Annotated in this window: 29 protein-coding genes and 1 tRNA gene; 12 read left to right on the top strand and 18 right to left on the bottom strand. The window is 58.1% G+C overall.

The annotated features are described in order from the left end of the window. The first annotated feature begins 43 nt into the window (after window positions 1-43). The 7 genes from AAC620_RS03970 to AAC620_RS03940 all read left to right on the top strand — a co-directional run bounded on the left by AAC620_RS03970 (window position 44) and on the right by AAC620_RS03940 (window position 8,180). On the top strand, window positions 44-967 hold the full coding sequence (locus tag AAC620_RS03970) for an AAA family ATPase (protein ID WP_340242896.1): 924 nt from the start codon (window positions 44-46) through the stop codon (window positions 965-967). Between the two features lie 6 nt (window positions 968-973). Then, window positions 974-2,242: a vWA domain-containing protein gene (locus AAC620_RS03965; RefSeq protein ID WP_340242895.1), complete on the top strand. Its 1,269-nt coding sequence runs from the start codon at window positions 974-976 to the stop codon at window positions 2,240-2,242. Between the two features lie 21 nt (window positions 2,243-2,263). Next, window positions 2,264-3,241, top strand: a complete 978-nt coding sequence (locus AAC620_RS03960) for an XdhC family protein (RefSeq protein ID WP_340243607.1) — start codon at window positions 2,264-2,266, stop codon at window positions 3,239-3,241. Continuing rightward, complete coding sequence (locus tag AAC620_RS03955; protein ID WP_340242894.1) at window positions 3,238-4,245, top strand: molybdopterin-binding protein; 1,008 nt, start codon at window positions 3,238-3,240, stop codon at window positions 4,243-4,245. The genes AAC620_RS03960 and AAC620_RS03955 overlap by 4 nt, the downstream gene beginning before the upstream one ends. Before the next feature lie 106 nt (window positions 4,246-4,351). Beyond that, the gene (locus AAC620_RS03950; RefSeq protein WP_317654378.1) at window positions 4,352-4,837 is read left to right on the top strand and encodes a (2Fe-2S)-binding protein; all 486 of its coding nucleotides are present in this window, start codon (window positions 4,352-4,354) and stop codon (window positions 4,835-4,837) included. Between the two features lie 103 nt (window positions 4,838-4,940). Continuing rightward, window positions 4,941-7,304 (top strand): xanthine dehydrogenase family protein molybdopterin-binding subunit, encoded by a 2,364-nt coding sequence (locus AAC620_RS03945; RefSeq protein ID WP_340242893.1) that lies wholly within the window; start codon window positions 4,941-4,943, stop codon window positions 7,302-7,304. Window positions 7,305-7,391: 87 nt separating this feature from the next. Continuing rightward, window positions 7,392-8,180, top strand: coding sequence for an FAD binding domain-containing protein (locus AAC620_RS03940; protein ID WP_340242892.1), 789 nt, complete (start codon window positions 7,392-7,394; stop codon window positions 8,178-8,180). An 82-nt stretch (window positions 8,181-8,262) separates the two neighbouring features. On the opposite strand, the gene infC is transcribed toward AAC620_RS03940, so the two are convergent. The 7 genes from infC to cysG all read right to left on the bottom strand — a co-directional run bounded on the left by infC (window position 8,263) and on the right by cysG (window position 14,293). Beyond that, window positions 8,263-8,805, bottom strand: a complete 543-nt coding sequence (gene infC, locus AAC620_RS03935) for a translation initiation factor IF-3 (RefSeq protein WP_411567085.1) — start codon at window positions 8,803-8,805, stop codon at window positions 8,263-8,265. A gap of 93 nt (window positions 8,806-8,898) precedes the next feature. Then, entirely contained in the window at window positions 8,899-9,762 is an 864-nt protein-coding gene (locus tag AAC620_RS03930) for a ferredoxin--NADP reductase (RefSeq protein WP_340242891.1), read from the bottom strand. 42 nt (window positions 9,763-9,804) lie between these two features. Beyond that, the gene (locus tag AAC620_RS03925; protein WP_340242890.1) at window positions 9,805-10,194 is read right to left on the bottom strand and encodes a DUF934 domain-containing protein; all 390 of its coding nucleotides are present in this window, start codon (window positions 10,192-10,194) and stop codon (window positions 9,805-9,807) included. A gap of 11 nt (window positions 10,195-10,205) precedes the next feature. Continuing rightward, on the bottom strand, window positions 10,206-10,946 hold the full coding sequence (locus tag AAC620_RS03920) for a phosphoadenylyl-sulfate reductase (protein ID WP_340242889.1): 741 nt from the start codon (window positions 10,944-10,946) through the stop codon (window positions 10,206-10,208). Next, window positions 10,933-12,591: a nitrite/sulfite reductase gene (locus tag AAC620_RS03915; RefSeq protein ID WP_340242888.1), complete on the bottom strand. Its 1,659-nt coding sequence runs from the start codon at window positions 12,589-12,591 to the stop codon at window positions 10,933-10,935. The genes AAC620_RS03920 and AAC620_RS03915 overlap by 14 nt, the downstream gene beginning before the upstream one ends. A 5-nt stretch (window positions 12,592-12,596) precedes the next feature. Next, window positions 12,597-12,899, bottom strand: coding sequence for a DUF2849 domain-containing protein (locus tag AAC620_RS03910; protein WP_340242887.1), 303 nt, complete (start codon window positions 12,897-12,899; stop codon window positions 12,597-12,599). Next, window positions 12,896-14,293 carry a siroheme synthase CysG gene (gene cysG / locus AAC620_RS03905; RefSeq protein WP_340242886.1) on the bottom strand — a complete coding sequence of 466 codons (1,398 nt, stop codon included), beginning with the start codon at window positions 14,291-14,293 and terminating at the stop codon, window positions 12,896-12,898. Before cysG ends, AAC620_RS03910 begins: the two co-directional genes overlap by 4 nt. A gap of 138 nt (window positions 14,294-14,431) precedes the next feature. On the opposite strand from cysG, the gene AAC620_RS03900 reads away from it, so the two are divergent. Both AAC620_RS03900 and AAC620_RS03895 read left to right on the top strand, forming a co-directional pair. Continuing rightward, the gene (locus AAC620_RS03900) at window positions 14,432-14,911 is read left to right on the top strand and encodes an Lrp/AsnC family transcriptional regulator (protein ID WP_317654389.1); all 480 of its coding nucleotides are present in this window, start codon (window positions 14,432-14,434) and stop codon (window positions 14,909-14,911) included. Beyond that, a complete protein-coding gene (locus AAC620_RS03895; RefSeq protein ID WP_340242885.1) occupies window positions 14,908-15,732 on the top strand; it encodes a heme-dependent oxidative N-demethylase family protein in 825 nt (274 codons plus the stop codon). Before AAC620_RS03900 ends, AAC620_RS03895 begins: the two co-directional genes overlap by 4 nt. Before the next feature lie 3 nt (window positions 15,733-15,735). On the opposite strand, the gene AAC620_RS03890 is transcribed toward AAC620_RS03895, so the two are convergent. The 8 genes from AAC620_RS03890 to AAC620_RS03855 form a co-directional block, all read right to left on the bottom strand. Further along, window positions 15,736-16,812 (bottom strand): 2'-deoxycytidine 5'-triphosphate deaminase, encoded by a 1,077-nt coding sequence (locus AAC620_RS03890; protein ID WP_340242884.1) that lies wholly within the window; start codon window positions 16,810-16,812, stop codon window positions 15,736-15,738. 74 nt (window positions 16,813-16,886) lie between these two features. After that, window positions 16,887-16,963 (bottom strand) — tRNA-Pro (locus AAC620_RS03885). A 73-nt stretch (window positions 16,964-17,036) separates the two neighbouring features. Continuing rightward, window positions 17,037-17,582, bottom strand: a complete 546-nt coding sequence (locus AAC620_RS03880; protein ID WP_340242883.1) for a MerR family transcriptional regulator — start codon at window positions 17,580-17,582, stop codon at window positions 17,037-17,039. 12 nt (window positions 17,583-17,594) lie between these two features. Continuing rightward, the gene (ihfA, locus tag AAC620_RS03875) at window positions 17,595-17,900 is read right to left on the bottom strand and encodes an integration host factor subunit alpha (RefSeq protein WP_317654394.1); all 306 of its coding nucleotides are present in this window, start codon (window positions 17,898-17,900) and stop codon (window positions 17,595-17,597) included. Between the two features lie 118 nt (window positions 17,901-18,018). Then, on the bottom strand, window positions 18,019-18,993 hold the full coding sequence (locus AAC620_RS03870; protein ID WP_340242881.1) for a beta-ketoacyl-ACP synthase III: 975 nt from the start codon (window positions 18,991-18,993) through the stop codon (window positions 18,019-18,021). Further along, the gene (plsX, locus tag AAC620_RS03865) at window positions 18,990-20,087 is read right to left on the bottom strand and encodes a phosphate acyltransferase PlsX (RefSeq protein WP_340242880.1); all 1,098 of its coding nucleotides are present in this window, start codon (window positions 20,085-20,087) and stop codon (window positions 18,990-18,992) included. The genes AAC620_RS03870 and plsX overlap by 4 nt, the downstream gene beginning before the upstream one ends. 39 nt (window positions 20,088-20,126) lie before the next feature. Beyond that, entirely contained in the window at window positions 20,127-20,333 is a 207-nt protein-coding gene (gene rpmF, locus AAC620_RS03860) for a 50S ribosomal protein L32 (RefSeq protein WP_317654399.1), read from the bottom strand. 268 nt (window positions 20,334-20,601) lie between these two features. Then, entirely contained in the window at window positions 20,602-21,252 is a 651-nt protein-coding gene (locus tag AAC620_RS03855) for a YceD family protein (protein WP_340242879.1), read from the bottom strand. Between the two features lie 171 nt (window positions 21,253-21,423). Between AAC620_RS03855 and AAC620_RS03850 the strand changes: the two genes are divergently transcribed. Next, window positions 21,424-21,918, top strand: a complete 495-nt coding sequence (locus AAC620_RS03850) for an outer membrane protein assembly factor BamE (protein WP_340242878.1) — start codon at window positions 21,424-21,426, stop codon at window positions 21,916-21,918. Between the two features lie 28 nt (window positions 21,919-21,946). After that, window positions 21,947-22,684, top strand: coding sequence for a GNAT family N-acetyltransferase (locus tag AAC620_RS03845; RefSeq protein WP_340242877.1), 738 nt, complete (start codon window positions 21,947-21,949; stop codon window positions 22,682-22,684). Window positions 22,685-22,717: 33 nt separating this feature from the next. Here the strand turns inward: AAC620_RS03845 and AAC620_RS03840 are convergent, their stop codons facing one another. Both AAC620_RS03840 and tyrS read right to left on the bottom strand, forming a co-directional pair. Then, window positions 22,718-23,155 (bottom strand): hypothetical protein, encoded by a 438-nt coding sequence (locus AAC620_RS03840; RefSeq protein ID WP_340242876.1) that lies wholly within the window; start codon window positions 23,153-23,155, stop codon window positions 22,718-22,720. A 420-nt stretch (window positions 23,156-23,575) separates the two neighbouring features. After that, window positions 23,576-24,826: a tyrosine--tRNA ligase gene (gene tyrS / locus AAC620_RS03835; RefSeq protein WP_340242875.1), complete on the bottom strand. Its 1,251-nt coding sequence runs from the start codon at window positions 24,824-24,826 to the stop codon at window positions 23,576-23,578. 124 nt (window positions 24,827-24,950) lie between these two features. Here tyrS and AAC620_RS03830 point away from each other — a divergent pair, with 124 nt between their 5' ends. After that, complete coding sequence (locus AAC620_RS03830; RefSeq protein WP_445322428.1) at window positions 24,951-26,009, top strand: anhydro-N-acetylmuramic acid kinase; 1,059 nt, start codon at window positions 24,951-24,953, stop codon at window positions 26,007-26,009. Here the strand turns inward: AAC620_RS03830 and AAC620_RS03825 are convergent. Then, entirely contained in the window at window positions 26,006-26,434 is a 429-nt protein-coding gene (locus tag AAC620_RS03825) for a cupin domain-containing protein (protein WP_340243605.1), read from the bottom strand. The genes AAC620_RS03830 and AAC620_RS03825 overlap by 4 nt on opposite strands. Between the last annotated feature and the right edge of the window lie 2 nt (window positions 26,435-26,436).

The raw sequence follows: 26,436 nt of genomic DNA, 5'->3' as shown, positions 1-26,436 counted from the left end.
TATTCTCTCGCCTTGATAGGGGCAACACATTGAGGGAGGCAGCATGAGCGGGACACCAAACCAAACGGCAATTCCCCCATCCATTGACGCATTGCGCGCAGGGTTAAGCGCCGAAGGCTATATCTGCGGCAAATCATTGGGCACGGTTGCCTATCTTGCCCTCAGCCTTGGGCGGCCTTTGTTTCTAGAAGGCGAGGCAGGCACGGGGAAAACGGAGATTGCCAAATCTATTGCCGCGATGTTGGGCCGCCGCCTGATCCGCTTGCAATGCTATGAGGGGCTTGATGCGGCCTCTGCCGTCTATGAATGGAATTTTGCCGCGCAGATGGTCGCCATCCGCGCAAGCGAGGCTGCGGGCGGCGCAGATCGCGCAAGCCTGACCGCTGACTTGTTCTCGCAAGATTATTTGATCGAACGGCCTTTGTTGCAGGCCATGCGCCCTGATCCCGCAGGGGCGCCTGTTTTGTTGATTGATGAGATTGACCGAACAGATGAACCTTTTGAGGCGTTCCTCCTTGAGGCGCTGTCAGATTTTCAGGTCACAATCCCCGAGCTTGGCCAGATCAAAGCCCCAGAGGCGCCCATCGTCATCTTGACATCAAACCGCACCCGCGAGGTGCATGATGCGCTCAAAAGGCGGTGCCTGTATCATTGGGTCGACTATCCCGACATCACCCGCGAGATGGAGATTTTGCACGCCCGTGTGCCGCAGGCGGCAGAGACACTCTCGCGCGAGGTTGTGGCCTTCGTGCAGCGCCTGCGCAGCGAAGATCTATTCAAAAAGCCAGGTGTCGCAGAAACGATTGACTGGGCGAAATGTCTGCTTGCGCTTGATGTGATCGAATTATCGCCTGAGGTGATTGCAGATACGCTTGGCGCGATTTTGAAATATCAAGACGACATCGCGCGGCTGCAAGGGTCTGAGGCCAAGCGTATCTTGGACGAAATCCGCGCCGATTTGGGCTAGGGCGCTATGGAATACGCCCCGCTTGATCTGCCCGACAATCCGCAGCTTTTGCGCAACCTTGCGCATTTTGCGCGCGCCTTGCGCGTGGCGGGTCTGCCTGCGGGGTCAGGGCGTGTGATGGATGCGGCGCGCGCCTTGGCCAGTGTCGGTTTTACGGATCGGGATACGTTTTTCTATGCTTTGCGTGCCTGTTTTTGCACGCGCCCCGAGCATTTGCCAATTTTTGCGCAGATCTTCCGCCTCTATTGGCGGGATCCGCGTTATATGGAACATATGATGTCCTTGATGCTGCCCGCTATTCGCGGCGTGGCGGAGGAACGCCAAGCCAAACCTGCCGAAAAACGCGCGGCAGAAAGTTTGCTGGACGGGATCACGCCTGAGGCCCCCGATATAAAAGGCGAGGATCGCCCGCAGGACACGGAAATCGAAATTGACGCAAGCCTGACGATGAGCCGTGAAGAACGCTTGCGCAGCCTTGATTTTGAACAAATGTCCGTGGCTGAAATGGCCGAGGCGCGGCGTATTTTGGCGCGGTTGAGCCTGCCTGTGCCACCGCTCCTGACCCGCCGCTATGCGGCAGATGCCAATGGCCCCAAGCCCGATTGGCGCAGAAGCCTGCGCCAAGCCATGCGCCATGGTGGCGAGATGCAAGGCTTCGCGCGCAAGGCGCGGCGCGAAAGGATGCCTGCCTTGATTTGTCTCTGCGATATCTCTGGGTCGATGTCAGCCTACAGTCGTGCGGTTTTGCATTTTCTGCACGCGCTCTCAAACGCGAAAGGTGCGGGGTGGTCAAAGGTCTATGGGTTCACCTTTGGAACGCGGATCACCAATATCACCCGCCACTTGCGCGGGCGCGATGTGGATGCGGCACTGGCCGCTGCGGGGGCGGAGGCGCAAGATTGGGAAGGCGGCACGCGCATTGGGTATTGCATCGACCGCTTTAACCGCGATTGGTCGCGCCGTGTCATGGGGCAAGGCGCGATTGTTCTTTTGATCACCGATGGTCTGGATCGGGATGATCCCGAACTGTTATCGAGCGCGATGCAGCGTCTTAGCCTGTCATCTAAGCGGTTGATCTGGATTAACCCGCTTTTGCGTTGGGAGGGGTTTGCGCCAAAGGCCGCAGGTATTCGTGCCATTTTGCCCCATGTTGATATGTTCCGCGCTGGGCACAATATCGCAGCATTGCAGGGCTTGGCCGAGGCGCTGAATGCGCGCGGGGATTTCAACGAAAAAGCACGGCTTGCGCGGATGCTATCCGATGCGGCAAGCTGAGGTTGAAAGGGAGGGGTCATGATGGAAAATATGCCCGAATTGGCGCTTGAATGGCATCGCGCGGGTCGCGGTGCTGTCTTGGCCTCTGTGGTGGAGACATGGGGCAGCGCGCCGCGCCGTGTGGGCAGCCAATTGGTGGTTGCAGGCGATGGCGAGATGCAAGGCTCCGTATCGGGGGGCTGTGTCGAAGGGGCTGTGGTTCTTGAAGCGCAGGATATGCTTGCCACCCACGCCGCCGCGCCCAAGCTGTTGGAATTTGGGGTTTCTGATGATGCAGCCTTTGCTGTGGGCTTAGCCTGTGGGGGGCGGATCAAAATTCTGCTTCAGCCCATTGGCGGGGCCTTGCCCGAGGCCATCTTGCGTGATCTCGTTGCGGCCCGTGCGGCCCGCCAAGCGGTGGCTTTGATCAGCGATGTCACGGGCGAAGCCCCGCCGCAGGTCGTGGAACGCGCAGAAGCGCCCGATCTGAGCGAGGCCTTCGCCAAGGATAAGTCAGGCCTTGATGCGGAGGGCTTGCGCTATATTGCAATCCACAACCCGCCGTTGCGCATGGTTGTTGTGGGGGCGGTGCATATCGCGCAAAGCCTGATCCCAATGGCGCAAATGGCAGGGTATGATGTGACGCTAGTTGATCCGCGCCCCGCCTTTGGCTCGACCGCCCGCTTTGAGGCGGTGCGACTGCTCGATGCTTGGCCCGATGAGGCCTTGGATGAAATCGGGCTTGATGCTCGCACGGCCGTTGTAACCTTGACCCATGATCCCAAGCTTGATGATCCCGCAATTATGGCCGCGCTGCGGGCCGATGTGTTTTATCTGGGCTGTTTGGGCTCAACGCGCACCCATGCAAAACGGGTGGATCGCCTGACCGAGGCAGGCTTTGGTGCCGAGGCTATTGCACGCATCCATGCCCCTGTTGGTCTGAATATTGGGGCGATGGGCCCTGCAGAGATTGCAATTTCGATCATGGCGCAAATCACTGAAAGGTTGCGCAAATCATGAGGTTTGGGCCGCGTCCGATAACCGAAGGGATGGGCGCGATCTTGGCCCATTCCGTGCCCGTTGAAGGGGGGCTGATCCGGAAGGGCACGCGCCTTGGGGCAGATCATATCGCGGCGCTGCGGGCTGCGGGCGTGGCCGAGGTGACAGTGGCCGCGATGGAGACGGGCGATGTCGATGAAAACACCGCCGCCGCGCGATTGGCGCATGCATTATGTGGGGCCGATGCAGGCCTTGAGATTGAAGCTGCCTTTACAGGGCGGGTCAATCTGCGCAGTCGCGGCGCGGGCATTGTCTCGGTAGATGCCGCAAAAATCGCGGCGGTGAATGCGATTGACCCACGCATCACGGTTGCCACCCTGCCGCCATGGCAGCGTGTCTCAAAGGGGATGATGGTCGCCACAATCAAGATCATTCCTTACGCCGTGCCAGAGGCCGCGCTCTTAGCCGCGGAAGAGGCGGCCCGTGGTGGGGCACTGGCCCATATCGCGCCACAGATCTCTTCGGCCACCCTGATCCTCACGAGCCATGAGGGGCAAAAGGCGGCCGCGCTTGAGGCGAAATCTATCGCTGCGGTTGAGGCGCGTCTCGCTGCGTTGCAGGTTGACCTCAAAGACACCCGCATCTGCCCGCATGACAAAGCCGCACTTGAGGGTGAGATTGCGCAGGCAAAGACAAGCCTGATCTTAATCCTCACCGCCTCGGCCACATCTGACATTGATGATGTGATGCCTGCTGCGTTGCGGGGCGCGGGGGGGCAGGTGACGCGGTTTGGAATGCCCGTTGATCCAGGCAATCTTTTGGTTTTGGGCGCATTGGCAGACATCCCTGTCATAGGCTTGCCCGGCTGCGCGCGCAGTCCCGCCTTGAATGGGGCAGATTGGGTGTTGGAGCGGGTCATCTGTGGCCATCCGCCAAGCGCCGAAGAAATTGGCGCGATGGGGGTTGGGGGCTTGTTAAAGGAAATTCCCACGCGGCCACAGCCCCGTGATGGGCGCAGACGATAGCCCCCTCACGCGGGTTTGAGGGGGCAAATTGGCGCGAATGCATTTTTTTGTTTTGCCATTGGCAAAATCCATGTTTGGATAACAGCAATCGTTCAGGGAGGATCGAATGACGACGGTCAAACTATCAGTAAATGGAAAGGAAATGTCAGCCGAGGTTGAAGGCCGCACACTTCTTGTTGAGGTGCTGCGCGAAAAACTTGGTCTGACAGGCACCCATGTGGGCTGTGATACAAGCCAATGCGGGGCTTGCACCGTGCATGTGGACGGCAAATCTATGAAATCATGCTCGGTTCTGGCGATGGATGTCGCGGGCGCAGAGGTGACCACTATCGAAGGCATGGCCAATCCTGATGGCTCGCTTTCCGTGATCCAAGCCGCCTTCAAAGAGCATCATGGCCTGCAATGCGGGTTCTGCACACCTGGTATGGTGATGACGGCAGCTGCCTTGCTGAAAGAAAACCCAAAGCCCACCGAAGGCGAAGTGCGCGCCTATCTTGAAGGCAATATCTGCCGCTGCACGGGCTATCATAACATCGTCAAAGCGATCCTTGCGGCCTCGGGCCAAGATGTCGCGGCGATGGCTGCAGAATAAACGCCACCCCTTCGGGCAGAGGAGGCCCGAGGGTAGGTAATCAGAACAAACTGGCCTGCCTCAGCGTCAGGTGGGCGTGACAGAACCCAAGGGAGGAATGACCATGCCAAAAGATAGTGGCATCGGGGCCGCGTCAAAGCGGCGCGAAGACCTTAGATTTCTGACGGGTGGCGGTCGCTACACCGATGATATCAATCTCAATGGACAGGCTTATGTCTATTTCCTGCGCTCGGATGTGGCGCATGGTCGGATTAAATCCATCGACACCAAAGCGGCTTCTGCAATGCCGGGCGTGGTGCGGATCTTTACCGGCGCAGATTTTGAAGGGGTGGGCACCATCCCCTGCGGCTGGCAGGTGACCGACCGCGAGGGCAACCCAATGAAGGAGCCCGCGCACCCAATCCTTGCCCAAGGGAAAGTGCGCCATGTGGGTGACCCGATTGCCGCCGTTGTGGCCGAAAGCCAGGCTGCCGCGCGCGATGCGGCTGAGGCCATCGAGGTTGATATCGAAGAATTGCCTGCCGTCATCGACATGAAAAAGGCGGTCGCTGCGGGCGCGCCGAAAGTGCATGACGATCTGGCCGACAATCTTTGCTATGATTGGGGCTTTGTCGAAGACAACCGCGCAGCGGTGGATGAGGCGATCAAGAACGCGGCGCATGTCACTACGCTGGAACTTGTGAACCAACGCCTTGCCCCCAATGCAATGGAGCCGCGCGTTGCGGTTGGTGATTATAATAAGGGCACCGATGAATCGACCCTCTATACCACCTCGCAAAACCCCCATGTGATCCGCCTTTTGATGGGCGCATTCGTGCTTGGCATCCCTGAACATAAGCTGCGCGTGATTGCCCCTGATGTGGGGGGTGGGTTTGGCTCAAAGATTTTCCATTACGCAGAAGAGGCCTTCTGCACCTTCGCGGCCAAAGCGATTAAACGGCCCGTGAAATGGACATCTTCGCGCTCTGAGGCGTTTATGTCTGACGCGCATGGCCGTGACCACGTGACCAAAATCGAACTTGCCTTGGATAAGGACAATAATTTTACCGCCATTCGCACTGAAACCTATGCGAATATGGGCGCGTATCTGTCCACCTTCGCGCCTTCGGTTCCAACTTGGCTGCATGGCACCTTGATGGCGGGCAATTACAAAACCCCGCTGATCTATGTAAATGTGAAGGCGGTCTTTACCAATACCGTGCCTGTGGACGCCTATCGCGGGGCGGGGCGGCCTGAGGCCACCTTCCAGCTTGAGCGCGTGATTGACAAAGCGGCGCGTGAATTGGGCGTGGATCCTGTGGAATTGCGGCGACAGAATTTCGTCACCGAATTCCCCTATCAGACACCTGTCGCCGTGCAATATGACACGGGCGATTATAACGCCACCATGGACAAGCTGATGGAGATGATCGACCGCAAAGGGTTTGATGCCCGTGCTGCCGAAGCCAAAAAGCGCGGCAAGCTGCGTGGTCTTGGGATCAACTCCTATATCGAGGCGTGTGGTATTGCGCCTTCGCAATTGGTCGGTCAGTTAGGCGCGCGCGCGGGCCTCTATGAATCGGCCACTGTGCGCGTGAATGCCACCGGCGGGCTTGTTGTCATGACAGGCAGCCACAGCCATGGGCAGGGTCACGAGACATCCTTTGCCCAAGTTGTGGCCGATATGATTGGCATTGATGAAAACATGGTTGAAATCGTGCATGGCGATACAGCCAACACGCCAATGGGCATGGGCACTTATGGCTCGCGCTCTTTGGCGGTGGGCGGCTCTGCCATGGTGCGCGCCACGGAAAAGATCATCGCTAAGGCCAAGAAAATAGCGGCTCATTTGATGGAGGCGTCTGAGGCCGATATCGAATTGAAAGATGGTCAATTCTCAGTGGCAGGCACAGATAAATCGGTGGCTTGGGGCGATGTGACCTTGGCCGCCTATGTGCCGCATAACTATCCGCTGGATGAGATCGAACCCGGTCTTGAGGAGACGGCCTTTTATGATCCGTCCAACTTCACCTATCCTGCGGGTGCCTATGCCTGTGAGGTGGAGGTTGATCCTGAAACGGGCAAGGTCGAGATCATGGCCTTTGCTGCCGCCGATGACTTTGGCAACATCGTAAACCCGATGATCGTGGATGGCCAAGTGCATGGCGGGATCGGTCAAGGGATTGGTCAGGCCCTGCTTGAAGGGGTCAGCTATGATGAGAACGGGCAAATCTTGTCGGCGAGCTATATGGATTATGCGATGCCACGCGCCGATGATCTGCCCTTCTACAAGGTCGATCATTCCTGTCAGACCCCTTGCACCCATAACCCGTTGGGCGTGAAAGGCTGCGGCGAGGCGGGGGCCATCGGCTCCCCCCCTGCGGTGGTGAATGCGGTTGTCGATGCGTTGAACCGCGGCGGTCATGCCGTGACGCATATTGATATGCCCCTGTCACCGCACCGCGTCTGGCAAGCAATGCAGGGCTAAAGAAAACACGCGCGGGTTGGTGCTCTGACCCGCGCACCATAAACGTCAAAGAGGGGCCATGCCCCTTGGAACCAGAGGAAACGGGATATGTATAATTTCGACTTTACCCGCCCAAGCACCATCAAAGACGCGGTTGCGGCCATTGGCGCAGGCGGTCAGGCGCTCAGCGGGGGGCAGACCCTCATCCCCACGATGAAAGCGCGGCTTGCCATGCCTGAAACCTTGGTCAGCCTCACAGGCATTCAGGAGATGAAGGGCATTTGCACCAATGATGCAGGCCAGATTTGCATCGGCGCGGCAACAACCCATGCAGAGGTCGCGCGCGAGGTGGCTAAATCTTATCCAGCGCTGTCTGATCTTGCGGGCCATATCGGGGATCCTGCCGTGCGCAACCGTGGCACAATTGGCGGCAGCCTTGCCAATAACGACCCGTCTGCCTGCTACCCGTCTGCGGTGCTAGGCTCAGGGGCCGTTGTGAAAACCAACAGCCGCGAAATCGCTGCGGATGATTTCTTTCAAGGCATGTTCACCACGGCCCTTGAAGAAGGCGAGATCATCACCGAGGTGAAATTCCCCGTGCCGCAAAAGGCGAATTATCAAAAATTCGTGCAGCCCGCCTCGCGCTTTGCGCTTGTTGGGGTGTTTGTTGCGAAATTCGCAGATGGTGTGCGCGTGGCGGTCACGGGCGCGTCAGGCGAGGGCGTGTTCCGTTGGGCGGAGGCCGAAGCCGCGCTGTCCAAGGATTTCACCGCAGCGGCGCTTGATGGCGTAGCGGCCCCTTCGGCGGATGGGATGATCTCTGATCTGCACGGCACAGGCGCCTATCGCGCGCATTTGGTCAAAGTGATGACCGCGCGCGCTGTCGCGGCAGCCTGAGGTCAGCACAATCCAAAAAAAAAGCCCCGCGAAAGCGGGGCTTTTTTCGTGCCATGGGCCTAGGCCCATGCCCTCGTCTAGATTATTTTGCGGGGCCGATCATCATCACCATTTGGCGACCTTCCAGCTTGGGCATATTCTCGATCTTACCCACGCCTTCAATCTTTTCGGCCACACGTTCCAGCAATTCACGGCCCAATTGTTGGTGCGCCATTTCGCGGCCACGGAAGCGCAGCGTTACCTTCACCTTATCCCCATTTTCAAGGAATTTGATGGCATCGCGCACCTTGCGGTCGAAATCGTGATCATCGGTGCCAGGCCGCATTTTGACCTCTTTGACCTCGATCACCTTTTGCTTTTTGCGGGCTTCGGCTTCACGTTTCTGCTGTTCATATTTGAACTTGCCGAAATCCATGATTTTACAAACGGGCGGTTCAGCATTTGGGGAGATTTCCACCAAATCCAATCCTGCCTCATCTGCCAATTCCATTGCGCGTTCTGGGGTGACCACCCCAATATTCTCGCCCTCTGCGCCAATCAGGCGAACTTCGGGGCAGCGGATACGGTCGTTGACGCGCGGGCCAGTGTCACGGCTGGGCGGCGCGTTGTGGGGTCTGCGGGCTATGGGTTTTGTCCTTCTGTGGTTTTGCAGTGATGATGCATTAACCTACAGGCCCACCAAAAGGCTTTCAAGGGGGCACGTTCTTGGCTGCTGCAATCAGTCAAGAAAGGCCTTTTCCACAACGTAATGCTGTGGGTTGGAATTGGCCCCTTCTACCAAACCATAGCCCTCAAGCATATCTTTGATCTCAAGATTGAAGGCGAGGTTGCCACAGACCATGGCGCGGTCGCATTCGGGGCTGAGGGGCGGAACACCCAAATCCTCGAACACAGTGCCTGCCCGCATCAAATCGGTGATGCGGCCCATCTTGGGGCTCGGTTCGCGGGTGGTGGTGGGGTAGTATCGGATTTTATCCGCAAACCCGTCACCGATTAATTCGCGCAACAGCTCATCTTGCCTGATCTCTTCGATCAGGGTGCGGCCATAATCCAACTCGGCCACTTCGCGGCAGGTATGGGTGATGATGACCTCGTCATAATCTTCATAGGTTTGCGGCTCGCGCAGGAGGCTTGCGAAAGGGGCAAAGCCCGTGCCCGTGGCAAAGAACCAAATCCGCTTTCCAGGCAACAGCGCATCATGCACCAATGTTCCCACAGGTTTGGGGCGCAGGATGATTTCATCACCCACTTGGATATGCTGCAGCTTTGAGGTCAGGGGGCCGTCTTGCACCTTGATAGAATAGAATTCCAATTCTTCATCCCAGGAGGGGGATGCAATGGAATAGGCGCGCAATAGCGGTTTGCCGTTATCGCCCATCAATCCGATCATAACAAATTCGCCCGACCGAAAGCGCAGGCTTGCAGGCCGCGTTACGCGGAAGGAAAACAGCCGATCCGTCCAATGTTTCACAAAGGTCACGCGCTGCGCATCGGGCAGGGTGGGGGTGGCTTTGGGGAGGGTCGATGTTGCGTCTGTCACGTCACTTTGGCCTATGGTTCGGAATGGGCACAGCCCTAGCATATGCCCGCAGTTGTAAACTTTGATTTATGTCAGGGAAAGGCGCTATTCGCCGCGCAGGCGATTTTGGTAATCATGCGCGCGCCAATCGGCCCGAAACACCCATGCCTCTTGCGGTTGCCTTCGGGCCAGATCAGGGCTGATTTCCACCTCGTCAAACCCTGCGCGCCGCGCCATGGCGTATTGATCCGCAATGACATGACCCGCAGCGCGCAAGCGCCCCGAAAACCCCGCCATGCGCAGGCGTTTAGCCCATGTAAAGCCACGGCCATCGGAAAAGCTGCCAAAGGGAATGCAGATCGCGCTATGGCCTTTCGGTGTCTGGAGGGCCGCGTCAAACGCGGCGGGATCGCTGAGTTCAACCATCTCTGCGGGCCGCGCAGCCTCTGGGGTAAAGCCCTGATCAGTAACCACAATATGGGGGGTGGTGTTCATGATATATCCTTTCACGCCACGTTGCGGCGGATGATTTTGCCATCCACGAAATGGATGCCGCATTCCTCTTTGTCCTGCCCGCGCCAACGGCCTGCGCGCGGGTCTTCGCCTGCGGCAACGGGGCTCGTGCAGGGGGCGCAGCCAATAGACGGATAGCCCCGCGCCACAAGCGGATGACGGGGCAGGCGGTTATTGGTGATATAGTCCTGCACATCCTCGCGTGCCCAATGGGCAAGTGGGTTGATTTTGATCCTGATCTCGGCCTCATTCTCGAAGAAGTCCAACGCCGCGCGGCTTTGCGCCTGAAAGCGTTTGCGCCCCGTGATCCACGCGTCAAACGGGGCCAAGGCGTGTTCAAGCGGTTCGGTCTTGCGCTTGGCGCAGCAGGCATCGGGGTTGGTTTTATGCAAATCGCCCTGCGGGTCGCTTGCCGCAATCATCGTGCGGCTGGCGTGAATGCGGCGCACATCTTCAAGGCCCAGATGATCTGCCAAGTCGTTTTGATAGGTTAAGGTTTCGGGAAAGAGCATTTCGGTGTCGATGAACAAAACGGGTGTCGTGCGATCAATCACTGACACCATGTGCAACAACACCACAGACTCCGCCCCAAAGGAGGACACCAAGGCCACGCGCCCGCAATCTGCGTCCCGCAACGCATGCTCAAGCACGGCTGTGGCACCATGTTTGTCATAGCGGCGGTTCAGCACAGCCACCCGTTCGGCAACTGTGCCAAAGGGGCTAGGCTGCAACATCTTGCGCGCCCTCCTGCGGGTAAAGCGCGGCCTTAAAGGGGCCGAGCCCTAAGCGGCGATAGGTCGTGATGAAGGGCTCATCCACCCCATCGCGCAAGGTCAAATAGGCGCGCAATAGACGCTCAAGCGCAGGGATCAGCGCATCGGCAGAAAATCCGGGGCCTGCGCGCTCGCCGATTGCGGCGGCCTCGGTGTGATCACCCCCAAGGGTGATTTGGTAATTTTCGACCCCTGCACGATCCAAGCCCAAAATCCCGATATGGCCCACATGGTGATGCCCGCAGGCATTGATGCAGCCTGAGATTTTGATTTTCAGCGCGCCAATTTCCTCCTCTAGGCCGATATCGCGAAAATGCGTGGCGATTTCCTGCGCAATAGGAATAGAGCGCGCCGTGGCCAAGGCGCAGTAATCCATGCCAGGGCAGGCGATAATATCCGAGATCTTCCCGATATTGGCCGTGGCCAAACCCACAGCCTTCAGCCGCTGATAGAGATCAGGCAGCGCTGCGCGGGGAATATGGGGCAGGATCACGTTTTGCTCGTGGCTGATGCGCAACTCGTCATGCCCATAGGTTTCGGTAAGATCGGCCAAGACCTCCATTTGCGCGGCGGTGGCATCACCGGGTGTCGCGCCATGGGATTTCATCGAAACCGTCACAATCGCGTAATCTGGATGGCGGTGTGCCGTTACGTTGCTGTCGATAAAGGCGCGCAACGCGGGGCTTAGGGGTGGGGCGCCGTTGTCGCCTTTGATAAACTCAGGGGGGGCAAAATGGCCGCGAATTTCTGCCAAAAGGCGTCGATCAACCCCTTTGAATGCCGCGCGGCGTGGGATGAATTCCTCTTCGACAAGGCGTTTGATTTCGTCCAAGCCTGTCTCGTGTAGGGTGATCTTGATGCGGGCCTTATATTTATTATCTCGCCGCCCGATCAGGTTATAAACCGCCACAATCGCCTCGATATAGGGCAGAAGATCCGCCTCGGGCAGAAACTCTGCCAAAACCTTGCCGATCATAGGCGTGCGGCCCAAGCCGCCCCCGACCAAGACCTGATAACCAATCTCGCCTTCACGCGCGACAAGGCGCAGACCGATATCATTGGCGGCGGTGACGGCACGGTCATTGGGGCTGCCTGTTACGGCAATTTTGAACTTGCGCGGTAGGAATTGAAATTCGGGATGATCGGTTGACCATTGGCGGATCAATTCAGCCACGGGGCGAGGGTCTGCAATCTCATCTGCAGCGGCCCCTGCAAAATGGTCTGCGGTGACATTGCGCACGGTGTTCCCCGAAGTTTGGATGGCGTGAAGGCCAACTTCGGCCAAAGCGTCCAGAATATCGGGCACATCCTCTAATTTTGGCCAATTGAATTGGATGTTTTGGCGCGTGGTGAAATGGCCATAGCCCTTGTCCCATTGCCGTGCGACCCGCGCCAAGGCGCGCATCTGTGCTGAATTGAGCGTGCCATAGGGGATTGCTACGCGCAGCATATAGGCGTGAAGCTGCAGATATAGCCCGTTCATCAAGCGCAGAGGTTTAAACTCATCCTCGGTCAATTCGCCAGACAGGCGGCGGGCCACTTGCGCGCGGAATTGCGCGTTGCGGGCGCGCAGGAAACTTTCGTCAAATTCAGTGTAGCGATACATCTGCCTTACCCTTGCGCTTGTTCTTGTTTGCCATGGGGATAGTTTGAGGGGCCGCGCATCCGAAATGCCTCGCGAAAATGCGCAGGCGCTGGCCCTGTTTCGGTTGTAATGGCATCGACCAAATAGGGGCCAACCACCAGATCGCTTTGCGCGAAGGCTGCGGCAAGCGCGGCCTCGGCCGTGGCACTGTCAGCAAAGACCACCGCATCGGTGATGCCCCGCGCCCATCTTTGGTCGGCCGCCCAATAGACGACATCGCCAAGGCGCAGGTCATTCGCGGTCAGGATTTTGGAATAATCACGGCTCATAACGCAATCTCCGCTTTGAGAGAGTTAAGGGCCGTGCGCGCGGCGCGCGGCGCAAGCCCATATAGGATCACCGCAGGCGCACCTTTGCCTTGGGCCTCAATGGCGTGGGCAAGATGTGCAAGATCGGTATCGATGACATGAGTGTCGGCGCGGCTTGCATGTTCGACCACAGTGACGGGTGTGTCGGGGCGTGCGCCATGCATCAAAAGCCGCCCTTGGATAAAAAGCGCACCGCGCTTGCCCATATAGATCGCCGCCACCTCGCCACTGCGCGCAAGGCCGCGCCAATCATGTTCGGCAAACCCTGCCACATCATGGCCCGTGAGAAATCGCAGCGCGGAATTGCGCCCCCGTTTCGTCAGGCTTTGCCCGATTTGCGCGGAAGCGGCGCTGGCCGCCGTGATACCTGGAATGATCGACCATGGAATATCAGCATCAGAAAGCGCATCAATCTCATCATCCAAGCGTCCATAGACGCACGGATCGCCCGCCTTAAGGCGCACCACCTTTGCGCCGGCGCGCGCATGTTCCACCATAAGGGCAGAAATATCTTCTTGCTTCATCGCAGGGCCAAAGCCCGTTTTTCCTGCATCAATCAGCACCGCCTCGCGCCGCGCAAGCTCTAGGATTTGGGGCGAGATCAGGCGGTCGTGGATCACCACCTCGGCCTCATCAAGGGCTTTGCGCGCCTTGAGTGTGAGAAGTTCGGGGTCGCCTGGGCCTGCACCGACCAAAAGCACCTCGCCCATAGGGGGGGTGGCGGTCAGGCTCTCCGTCAGCAGGGTTTCAAGCGCACCCTCAAGACCTGCTTCACCCTCGGCTGCAAAGATCCGTGGCGCGAGTTGATCATAATAGCGTGCCCAAAACCCGCGCCGCGCGGCCCCTTCGGGCAAGGCTTCGACCTGAGGGCGAAAGGACTTCGCCATACGGGCAAAAATCCCAAGGGCAGGGCTTAACCTCTCCTCCAAGTCCCGCTTGATCCGCCGCGCCAAAACGGGCGCCGCGCCCTCGGTGCCGATGGCAATGGTCACGGGGTCACGATCAACGATAGCGGGGGTGATGAATTCGGATGCTTCGAGATGGTCGACCCAATTCACCAATGCCCCATCCGCGCGGGCCAAACGAATGACGCGCGCATCCTCGGCATCATCATCATTTGCGGCGTAAAAGAGGGCGGCACAAAACGCATCCCCCGCCGCAAGCGCACGCTTGATCAAGGTAATCTTGCCCGTGGCAGCCAAATCCAAAACCGCAGGGGCGGGGTCAGCTGCAAAAACCCAAATGCGGGCTTCGGTCTTAAGCAGCAAGCGCAGCTTGGCCAAGGCGCACTCGCCGCCGCCCGACACGATTACACGCCGTCCCGCGAGATTAAGGAAGATCGGAAAATGCTGCATGGTCAAAACTCCGCGTTCACTCTGCATCATATAGAACAATTTCCTGAAATTTGGCAGATACCCCTTGCAGATAGGGACATATGTTCGGTATTGATGCCGCATAACCCCTCGCTGTTCTGTGGATGAAAGGCTTTGCGGATGGCTGTTCAAATAGATGAGACCGATCGAAAAATCCTTGCGGTGCTGCAAGAGGATGCAAGCCTGTCGTTGGATGAAATTGCGCGCCGTGTTGGCTCGTCCAAGACGCCTGTTTGGACGCGGATTCGCCGCATGAAAGAGGCGGGGATTATCGGGCGGCATACTGTGGAATTGGATGCCGATGCGTTAGGGCTTGAGGCGTGTTTTTTCGTTTTGATCCGCACATCTGAACATGATGCCGAATGGCAAAAGGCGTTTTTGCGCAGCCTCAAATCTCGCCCCGAAGTGTTAGAGGCGCATCGCCTCGCGGGGGAGATTGACTATATTTTGAAGGTTCGGGTGCGTAATGCACGCGCCTATGACGCCTTTTATCAGGCCTTGATTTCAGAGGTGAAAATCTACAACGTCACCGCATTGCTTTCGATGGAGGAGATTAAATCCACCTCCATGTTGCCGTTGGGATTGGCCGAGGTGAAATGATCTCAGACAGGATCTTATCCGACCCTATTTTGCACGACCATCTGCCAAGCGCGCCTTGGATGGCCGAGGCGACCCGCCGCCTGCCTGGGGTGCAACCTGTGCCGATGTCGGATTGGCTGATCCGTGACGAGCGCTATGCCGAACAAATGGCCTTGCGCGATCACCTGTTGGCGGCGCATCGTGCGCGGGTGTTTGAATGCCACACGGGCGCAGAAGCCGCCTGTGCCGAATTGCGCGATCTGGTGGTCGCGCATCTGCCTGATGGCTTTCTGCGTCAAGGCCGCGTGATTACCCGACCAGATGGGGTGGCGCTTGATCTTGATGCCGATCACCCGTTGATCACCGCTGCCCGTCTTGTTCAGGAGGATTTGTGCATCCTCACCCATGATGCCCTGCAGGGCGAGCATCTGCTCAGCGCGGCGGTTTTGTGCTTTCCTGCCAGTTGGACATTGGCCGAAAAGATTGGGCGCCCTTTGACCGCGATCCATATTCCCGTTGAAAAATACGATGATGTTATGGCCAAGCGCGTGCAGCGCCTGTTTGATATGGTGCGGGTGGATCACCCGCTGTGGCGGCAGAATGCGCTTTTTTATCAAAACCCCGCCCTGTTTCAGCCTGCCTCAGAGGCACAGCCACGCAAAACCCCTGAACGGCGACCAGAATTTTTGCGCTCAGAGCGGCAGGTCATTCTGCGCTTGCCCCTTACAGGGGCGATGGTGTTTTCTATACACACATGGGTTTTGCCCTTTGGGCAATTAAGCCTTGAACAGGTCGAAGGTTTGGCAGCCCACCCTGTGCATTACGCAGGGCGCTCTGTCTGACGCCTATTTGAAATGCTTGGACAGTTTTAGCCCTTGGCCCTGATAGTTTGAGGCAATCTCACGGCCATAGAGCGTGCTGGGGAGGCTTTCCATCCGTTCATAAACCAAGCGGCCAACCACCTGCCCATGTTCGAGCACAAAAGGGGCTTCGTGGCAGCGCACCTCAAGAACCCCGCGCGCGGGTTGGCCGTGACCAAAACCTGGATCAAAGAAGCCTGCATAATGAACGCGGAATTCTCCAACCATCGCCAGATAGGGCGACATTTCCGCTGCGCAATCGGGCGGAATTGAGACTTCCTCGCGGCTCACCAGAATATAAAACGCACCGGGATCAAGGATGATACGGCCTTGATCCGTATGGATTTCTTCCCAAAAATCGCGCGCGTCATAGGCCCCGATACGATCAAGATCAATCACGCCCGTATGAGGTTTGGCGCGATAGCCGACAAGGGTGCTATTCTCGCGCTTAAGGTCAACCGAGAACCCCAATCCTTCGTCAATCACAGCTGTCTCGCCGGAGACAAGCGGGCTTTCTGCGTGGCGTGTGCGCAATTCATCATCGCTGAGAACCGCTTGTCCTTGGCGAAAGCGGATTTGATTAAGTCGTGCGCCTGCCCGCACCAGAACCGAGAAACTGCGCGGGCAAATTTCAGCATACAGCGGCCCGTTATAGCCATGTGCGATGCGGTCAAATTCTGTGCCGCTATCGGTGATCGTGCGCGTCAAAAGGTCAAGACGCCCGGTTGAGCTTTTGGCATTGGCAACGGCGCTGATATCTTGGGGCAGGTTTAAGCCCTCCATCAGGGGCACAACATAAACGCAGCCCTTCTCCAACACGGCGCCTGCGCTGATGTCGATTTTATGCATCTCAAATTCGGCCAACCGATCTGCGACACGCGCGCCTTTGCCTGCAAGAAACGAGGCGCGCACGCGATAGGCCACGGGGCCAAGGCGTAGGTCAAGACTTGCAGGTTGCACTTGGGTTTCCGCAGGTGGGGCCGTGAGCGTGATCTGACCTTCTGCGATCATCGCCTCAATCCGATGATCCGGCAGCACGCCCCGTGTCTGATCTGTCGCCATTGCGAACCCTCCCTTGACCTTTACCCAAGAAAAAACCGCCCCGCCGCAAAGGGCAAGAGCGGTTTTCAAAAATCTGGTCGGGCTAGCAGGACTTGAACCTGCGACCTTCCGTCCCCCAGACGGACGCGCTACCAGGCTGCGCTATAGCCCGAATGGGGTTCTTCTACCGATTTTATGGCGTGGCGCAAGGGCTAGGGCGCAGGAATTTCGACAAAGCGCAGGCTTTACCCATGCGCCGCAGCCATGAGCCCCGCCTGTAGTTTGCGCAGCCGTGCAAGGATCGGGGCGGATTGCGCCTCTGGCAATGATTTCAGCACGGCCTTGCGCGCCTTTAGCGCGGCCAGCCCATCAGCGAGGGGCAGGGGAACGCCTTGTGTCGCTGGCTGAGCGGGGGCAGGGCGCGGCGTGGGGTTTTGCGTATTTTCATTGGCCGCTTCACGCGCCACCTCTGCAATGCTTGGGGCGGGTTGCGCCTCGGCCACCATCATATCGGGGTCAAGCTCAGGCGAGCGCGCAGCGACTGCCGCAACCCCGTCTTCGCGCAAAAGGCGCTGAACGCCCCGAATGGTCATCCCTTCATCATGCAGCAACACCTTGATCCCGCCGATCAGGCGCATATCGGCAGGGCGATAATAGCGCCGCCCGCCTGCGCGCTTCACAGGTTTGATCTGAGTGAATTTGCTTTCCCAAAACCGCAACACATGGGCCGCGACACCAAGCCAATCGGCGACTTCGCGAATGGTGCGAAAGGCATCGGGGGATTTGGCCATCCTGCCCGCCTCTTAGCGTTTCTTATTGCCGTCTGCGACCCGCTCTTTCATCAAATGCGAGGGGCGAAAACTGAGAACACGGCGGGGCGTAATGGGCACTTCTTCGCCCGTTTTGGGGTTGCGACCAATGCGTTCAGATTTGGCGCGTACGCTAAATGTGCCGAAAGACGAGATTTTGACCTGTCCCCCATCGACCAATGCGTCTGACATCAACTCAATTACACGCTCAACAAGGTCGCTGCTTTCATTGCGCGACAAACCCACTTCACGAAACACGGCTTCGGATAAATCCATCCGCGTCAGTGTCTTATTGCTCATTGCTCATGTCCTCCCGACATTGGCGCAGCGGTATAAGGGTTGTTTTAGCACCGCCACAGAATGAGCAAAGCTGCGGCGCGAGTCAATCGCCGTGACGTAAGGGCAAGATTTTAACGCCTTACCAGCGCAAAACCACCGCACCCCAAGCCAAGCCACCGCCAATCGCTTCGGTGACCAAGAGGTCGCCTTTTTTGATCTGCCCGCGCGCGACCCCAACCGACAATGCCAAGGGGATAGAGGCGGCTGACGTATTGCCGTGATCTTGCACGGTCACAATCACCCGATCCATATCGACCCCCATTTTTTGGGCGGTGCGGGTGATGATGCGCAAATTGGCCTGATGCGGCACGATCCAGTCGACATCTTGCGCCGCATTGCCCGAACGCGCGAGCGCGGCATGGGCGGTTTCGGCCAGTTTTTCGACCGCATGGCGGAACACTTCACGCCCCTCCATCCGCAGATGGCCCGTGGTTTGTGTCTGCGAGACACCGCCATCGACATAAAGCAGATCACGGAATTGACCGTCTGAGTGCAGATCAACGGCCAAAACGCCCCGATCTGTGGCCGCGCCTGCGCTTTCTTCGGCGCATAACAGAACGGCGCCTGCGCCATCCCCAAACAAAACGCAAGTTCCGCGATCTTCCCAATCCAAAATGCGGCTAAAGGTTTCCGCACCAATCACCAAAATCCGCTTGGCCTGACCAGAGAGGATATAGGCATTGGCGGTGGAGAGCGCATAGATAAACCCCGCGCAGACGGCCTGCACATCAAAGGCAAAGCCCTGCGTCATCCCAAGCCCATGCTGCACCATCGTGGCGGTAGAGGGAAAGGTGAGATCGGGGGTTGAGGTGGCAACGATGACGCCATCAACATCGGCCGCAGACAAGCCTGCATGGGCCAAGGCAGCCTCACAGGCCTTGATTGCCATTTGGCTGGTCGTCTCGCCCTCTGCGGCGAAATGGCGCCGCTCAATCCCTGTGCGGGCGCGAATCCACTCATCCGAAGTGTCGATTTGCGCTTCGAACTCCGAATTGGGCACAACCCGCTCAGGCAGGTAATGGCCAATTCCAGTTGCGACCGCGCGAAGTGTCATGCCTGTTTCCCTTCCCCATGGACGATCTGATCTGCTGCTGTTTCCGCCTCGGCGATCCGTTTGGTCAACTGATCTGCAAAATCCGCTGCGGCCAATCGTGCCGCCAATTTGATTGCGGCTGCAACCCCTGTTCCATCTGCCGAGCCGTGGCTTTTGACCACTGTGCCATTGAGGCCCAAGAAAACACCGCCATTAACGCGGCGGGGATCCATACGTTTTTGCAACCTCTTGAGCGAGCTATAGGCCATCACCGCAGCCAAGCGCGACAATATTGAATATTCAAATGCCTCGCGCAGAAATTCGCGGATAAGACGCGCGGTGCCTTCGCCCGTTTTGAGCGCGGCATTCCCTGTAAATCCGTCACAGACGATGACATCGACCTTATCGGAGGGGATATCGCCCCCCTCGACAAAGCCCACGAATTCAAAATCTGCCGCAGGTGCGGCGCGGGCGACAAGGTCATAGGCATCGTGTAATTCGGTGCGGCCCTTATGTTCCTCGGTGCCTACATTCAGGATTCCGACACGCGGGCGGGATTGGTCTAAGCCGCTGCGCGCATAGGCGCTGCCCATCAGGGCGAAATGCAACAAATCTTGGGCATCGGCCCGGATATCAGCGCCCACATCCAACATGACGTTAAAGCCAGAAGGGTTGCGCGAAGGCCACAAAACACCAATCGCGGGACGGTTCACCCCTGGGATTTTGCGCAACCGCAACATTGACAGCGCCATCAGCGCGCCCGTGTTGCCACAAGACACAGCCGCCCGCGCCTCGCCGTTTTCCACGGCCTGAACCGCGCTCCACATCGAGCTGCCTTTGGCGTGGCGCACCACCTGCGAGGGTTTGGCATCCATCGTGACCACATCGTCACAATGGCGAATGTCGCAGCGCCCCTTCAGGTCACCGCGTTTGGCAATCAGCTTGTTCAGGGTTTTGCCATCGCCATGCACGATGAACCGCAGATTAGGGTTCTTGCGCGCAGCTTTGGCCATGCCAGAAACAACAGCAGAGGGGCCAAGATCGCCCCCCATTGCATCAATCGATAGCACCGTTCCAGGAACTTGACGCCCAGTCAGAACGGATGTCTCTGTCATGACTTTTAAATCCGCTTGCCTCGGAAAAACGCGCGGCCCTTAGGCCGCGTCATCATCGAGATCAATCTCGTCTGCTTGGGCAATAACCTCGCGGTCATTGTAGCTGCCGCAAGACGGGCAGACGTGGTGGGGGCGTTTCAGCTCACCACAGCTGGGGCATTCATTTGGATTGCCAGCGGTCAACGCGTCATGCGAACGGCGTTGGTTGCGGCGCGAGCGGGTCACTCGGTTCTGGGGGACAGCCATGTCTCAACCTCGGTTTTGTTAGGGGCTTCGCGGTCAAGATTGACCAAACAGGGGCAGCCCATCGTCACGTTTCAAATCTCTGTCACATTTTTTTCACCAAAGGGCAACCTGTGATGCGCGGCTCATGGGGTGATTTGCCCGAAAAACGCGCGCAAAATTGGGATAAAATCCAATTGGCGAATGAGGGCGGGAACATACAAAGATTCTGCACCTATGCAAGCCCTAATAGACCTTTGGGTAAATTCCGCGCGTTTGCGTTTGTTTGCGGTTATTTATTGCTGTTTTTGGCGGGGCTGCCTTTGTTTTTGCTTGCGCCCGCATCGCTGCTGTCTGCGGGGGATTGCGCCAATTTATCCCGTAATTCTTGCAAAGCAGAAAGTGGGTTTGCGGTTTGGGGGGGCTGATCCTCTGCCTCTACTGGGCCCGCATTGGGGGGGCTTGCACTGTAAATATGCACCAAATCGGCGGCGTCATCCTCGGTTGCGGTATCTGGTGCGCGCGGATAATCGGGCAGGGCCAATGCCAAGGCTTCGGTCATCACGGCATAGAGGTCAATTTTTGCGGGTAATGGCTCGATGCTGTCATCTTCGGGCATCTCGGCCTCTTCGGCCTCGGGCGCCGTGAAATCGGCGATGTAGCGGCGCAACACATCGGTATCGATCCGTGTCACCACATCCGCCAAACTGACGCTGCAGGCCTGCGTCACAGTTGCGCCCAGTTGCCCCTCAAGGCGCCAATCGCTTTTGCCCTCGGGCATAATTTTGCCTGTAAAGCGCAGTTTGCGCAGCGCACGCAGCTCTAGATCATCTGCAATCTCGCGCAACGCATCCGCATCGGGGGTCAAGGCAAATGTTTTGCCGCCTGCGCGGCGCAGTTCGGCCAAAGCCAAAAGATCAGGGCGTGGGCTGGCGTTTGACATGATCTCCCCTCAAGTTTCTGATCAATTTCCCCTCGAAAATGAGGGTCGCGCGATTGCAATGCTTGCTCTGTTGGTCACTGTAAGTTAAGCCCAAATGAAGACAGACGCCATGCCTGAATGTTTGCGCCCAAGCGCAGAAGAGAAGCTGGCGCTAGTGTAAGGAAGATGGGCATGGCAGAACTTCGGATCAGCACGCAGGCACGCATGGGGCGCAAACGGCTGCGTGCAGCGGCGATTGCAGTGGCCTTTGGATTGGCTTTGTCTGGCTGCACCGAAAGTTTCCGTGACCATGGCTTTATCCCGCCGCAAGAAGAATTGGATGCCATCACCATCGGTCAAGATACCCGCGACAGCCTCGGGCAAACCCTTGGCCGCCCTGCTGGTGAGGGCGTGATTGGCGAAACCACATGGTTCTATTCGCAATATCGTGTGCGCAGCTATGCATGGCGGGCGCCCGAAATTGTCAGCCGCGATATCGTGGCCGTGTCCTTTGCCGATAACGGCACCGTGTCGAATGTGGAAACCTACACGCTGGCCGATGGTCAGATTGTCGATATTTCGCGCCGCGTTACGGAAAGCTCGATCCGTGAAGTATCGATTTTCCGTCAGGTTGTGGGTAATTTTGGTCGCATCAATGTGGGTGAGTTGGTCAACGCCAACAATTAATCCTTTGTCTGCGTAACATAGGTGCATCATGCGCGAGAAGGTGGCTGGGAAATATCGGCTGCGCATGGCCCAAACCGCCGCCGATGTGACCGCCGCGCAAACCCTGCGCCACCGCGCTTTTCGCGGTGGGGCAGATGAGGCGGCTCTAGATGCAGATCCTTATGATGCGCTTTGTGACCATATCCTCATTGAAACGCAGGAAGCGGGGGAATTGGTCGCCTGCTTTCGCTTGATGTGCCTGCCCGATGGGGCATCCTTGCACACCAGTTATTCGGCGCAGTTTTACGATTTATCGCCCCTGTCCGATTTTGATGGGCCAATGGTTGAGATGGGGCGTTTTTGCCTTGCGCCAGAGGTGCATGACCCTGACATTTTGCGTCTCGCATGGGGGGCATTGACCGCCTATGTGGATGAGATCGGGGTCAAGCTGCTCTTTGGTTGCTCGTCTTTTCGCGGCACGGATGCGCAGCCCTATCATGATGCCTTTGCGCTGTTGCGTGATCGCCATATTGCACCCGCCCGATGGCGGCCTCAGATCAAGTCGTCCCATGTGTTTCCATTCGCGGCAAAGCTGCGGCGCAAACCCGATCTGAAACGGGCAATGGCAACGCTGCCGCCGCTTTTGCGCAGTTATTTGATGTTGGGGGGATGGGTCAGCGATCATGCTGTGATTGATCAAGATTTGAACACGCTGCATGTGTTCACAGGGCTAGAGATTGCCGCCGTTCCGCCCGCCCGCGCGCGGCTGTTGCGTCTGGCGCGCTAAGGGGTGCAAAGGGGCCAAGGCGCGGCTGAGCGCCTATGTGCCCCCAAGCGGCAGAAGTGTTGCCCCCGTTCCCCGTTTGAACCGCGCAAGTCCAAGGCTATCCGGCTCACTCAGCCCCAGATCAAAATGCTGCGCCCGCTTGACGGCGTATTCCATGGCCGCAAAGAGCAGCATCTGGTGGCTGCCATAGGGGCAATCGGCGCTGCGCCATCCAATGTGATAGGCCGCTTCATGCCCTGAAAGTGAGAATAGCAACGCTGCCTGCCGCGACACCCCCTCGCAGATATAAAGCAGGGTTTGGGTCTTGCTGCGGCCAATTTCGGCCAACAGGGCCAGCGCGATCCCGTCATAGTGGTTTCTTTTGCGCTGTGCCGCTTCGGCGGCCAAAAGCCACCCATCGCGCGGCGTGTAGAAGGGCCGAATGCGGGCCACAGCGCCACGTTGCAGCGCGGTTTTGCGCGGGCCCGCCATTTGGGATGCAGGCGCGCGACCATCTCGGCGGTGTTTTGTGTCAGCGGCACGCTCAAGCTGTGGCGCGGTTTGGCAAGGCGCAGAAACCCCGCACGCGCCAAGGCCGCCCCTTGGGCAGGGGTGGCCGCGTTGATGAGCATATGTGCCATGCCCTGTGGGGATGCGCCTGAAAGAAGGGAGGCGGGTATATGGGCAGGTTTTGCGCAATAGCCAACGGGGCCTAGGATTGGAAATCGGCGCGTTATGAAAAGCTGCCCGTCAATGCGCGCAACAGACTGCCCGAGCGCGCGCAATGCCTGCTCAAACCCCGCAGATTGGGCAAAGCCTGCTGTGGCAATGGGTAGGGCATCATCAAGATCGGGCAGGCTGTGCAACATAGCCGCAAGACTGCCCGATCAAGGTAAATCCAAGATTAACGGATCAGCCCAATTCCACCAAAGCGTGGCGCTTTTTCCCTGCGCTCAGTTTCAAGGGCGTGGCCAGATCACCAGCTGTGATCATCAGGCCTGCATCGGTGATGGCCGCGTCATTCATCCGTGCGCCGCCTTCTGCAATCAGGCGCTTGGCCTCTTTGCCCGACCCTGCCAAGCCTGAGCGCGTGATCAGCTGCACAATCGACACGCCCTCACCAATGTCATCGGCGCTGAGCGTGAGACGGGGCAGGTCATCGCCCATACCCCCTTTTTCAAACACCTCGCGCGCGGTGGCCTCTGCGGCGGCGGCGGCATCGCGCCCGTGCAACAGACCCGTCACCTCATTGGCAAGAACGATTTTAGCGTCGTTGATTTCGGAACCTGCAAGCGCGCCAAGCCGCTCGCACTCTTCAAGCGGCAATTCGGTGTAAAGTTTCAGGAATCGCCCCACATCCGCATCGGTCGTGTTGCGCCAGAATTGCCAGAATTCGTAGGGCGACAGCATCTCGCCATCCAGCCAGATCGCGCCACCTTGGGATTTGCCCATCTTCTTGCCATCTGATGTGGTCAAAAGCGGGGTGGTCAGGCCAAAAATCTCGTGATCCAAAACACGGCGGGTCAGGTCGATACCATTGATGATATTGCCCCATTGATCCGACCCACCCATCTGCAGCGCACAGCCATAACGGCGGTTCAGTTCAAGAAAGTCATAGGCCTGAAGGATCATGTAATTGAATTCAAGGAAGCTCAGGCTTTGTTCGCGATCCAGACGCGATTTGACCGATTCAAACGACAACATGCGATTGACCGAAAAATGCCGCCCAATATCGCGCAAAAATTCCAGATAATTCAGCCCGTCCAACCATTCGGCATTGTTCAGCATCAACGCGCCTGTCGCGCTGTCATCATAGCTGAGATAGCGCGCAAAAACGTGGCTCATGCCCGCGATATTGTTATCAATCGCCGCCGCATCCAAAAGCGGGCGTTCATCAGATCGGAAGGAGGGATCACCAACCTTTGTGGTGCCGCCGCCCATCAATGTGATCGGCTTATGCCCCGTTTTCTGATACCAACGCAGCAACATAATGTTCAGCAAATGACCCACATGCAGGGATTTTGCTGTTGCATCATATCCGATATAGGCAGGGGTCACGCCCGCGCGCAGCTTTTCGTCTAGCTCTTGCAGATCCGTGCAATCCGCAAGAAAACCGCGCGCACGGATGATCTGAAGGAAGTCGGATTTGGGCTGGTAGGTCATTGCGGTGTGATCCATTCTTGGCAAGCGAGGCGCAGCGGTTTTATGCTCTGCGCGGTGATCTATAACGGGGGCGGGGATGAAGGGAAAGGGTCAAGCCAACCCAAGGCTACGCGTGGCGGGATTGATGTCTGGCACATCGCTAGATGGGGTGGATGCCGCCATTTTGGACACCGATGGGGTGCATGTGCTTGGTTTTGGTCAAACGGCCTTCCGTCCCTATAGCGCGCAGGAACGTGCCGTGCTGCGGGGCTGCCTTGGCAAATGGCCCGATGATGCGGGCCTTGCAGAGGCCCAAGAGGTCATTCACCGCGCCCATATCGAGGCGTTGCAGGCGTTGAACGCCCCGTTTGATCTTATAGGGTTTCATGGACAAACCTTGGCGCATGATCCTGATCAGGGACGCACGCATCAATTGGGCGATGGCGCGGTTTTGGCGCAGGCCTTTGACTGCCCCGTGGTTTGGGATTTTCGTAGCAATGATATGCGGATGGGGGGACAGGGCGCGCCTTTGGCCCCGTTTTATCATTTTGCCCTTGCCAAACAGAGGGGCGCCATGGCGCCCTTGGCCTTTCTCAATTTGGGGGGGGTGGGGAATATCACCTATGTTGATCCAAGCCATGACCTCCCAGAACAGGAGGGGGCGCTTTTGGCCTTTGACACGGGGCCTGCCAATGCGCCGATGGATGATCTGATGTCAGGGACAGGGCAGGTCTATGACACTGACGGCGCCATGGCCGCATCGGGCCGCGTGAACGAGGCCTTTGTCGCACGCGTCATGGCGCAGGGGTATTTCTTGAAAATGCCCCCAAAATCCCTTGATCGCGATACGTTTGCGCAGGTTCTGATCGAGGCGCAGACGATGCCCTTGGCCGATGGTCTGGCCAGTTTGGCTGAGGTCAGCGCGCGCGCTGTCGCCGAAGCCCTCGCACATCTGCCCAAGCCTGTTGCCCAGATTTTGGTCTGTGGTGGCGGGCGTAAGAATGGCCATCTTATGGCGCGCCTCGCCGCGTTAACGGGCCTAGAGGTCGTGGCGGTTGAGGTGGCGGGCTTTGATGGGGATTTCCTCGAGGCGCAGGCCTTTGCCTATCTTGCGGCGCGGGTGCAGGCAGGGCTGCCCACCTCTGCACCTGCAACCACGGGCGTGGCGGCGGCCATAGGGGGCGGGCAAATCTGCCGCCCCTAGCCAGCCGCGCGCGGGATATCAAACCCCGCAGGGGCAAGGGTAAAGCCCTCAAAAGAAAAGGCAGGGCTGACAGTGCAAGACACCAGCGTGTAATCCCCCGTGCTGCGCGCCGATTGCCAATGCCCCTCTGGCACGATGATCTGCGGCGCGGCGCGGGTCAGGTCTGGCCCAAGAATATGATCGTGCGCAGGCCCCTGATCGGTGGCGCTGAGCGACAGGATCAATTCCGCGCCCGCGTGGTAATGCCACACCTCGGTCGCATCGACATGGTGCCAATGGCTGACCTCGCCTGCGGCCAGAAGGAAATAGATGCAAGACCCCGCAGGGCGGTCGGCAACGCCGCCGCCCACCCATGTTTGCCGATAATGCCCACCCTCAGGATGGGGCATCAGGCCCAGATGGGCGATAATCTCGGTGGCTGTCATCA

Source organism: Roseobacter sp. HKCCA2468, from assembly GCF_037805105.1.
Lineage (GTDB): Bacteria > Pseudomonadota > Alphaproteobacteria > Rhodobacterales > Rhodobacteraceae > M30B80.
Note: the sequence above shows the minus strand (reverse complement) of the source record. Positions and strands in the feature narration are given on the sequence as shown.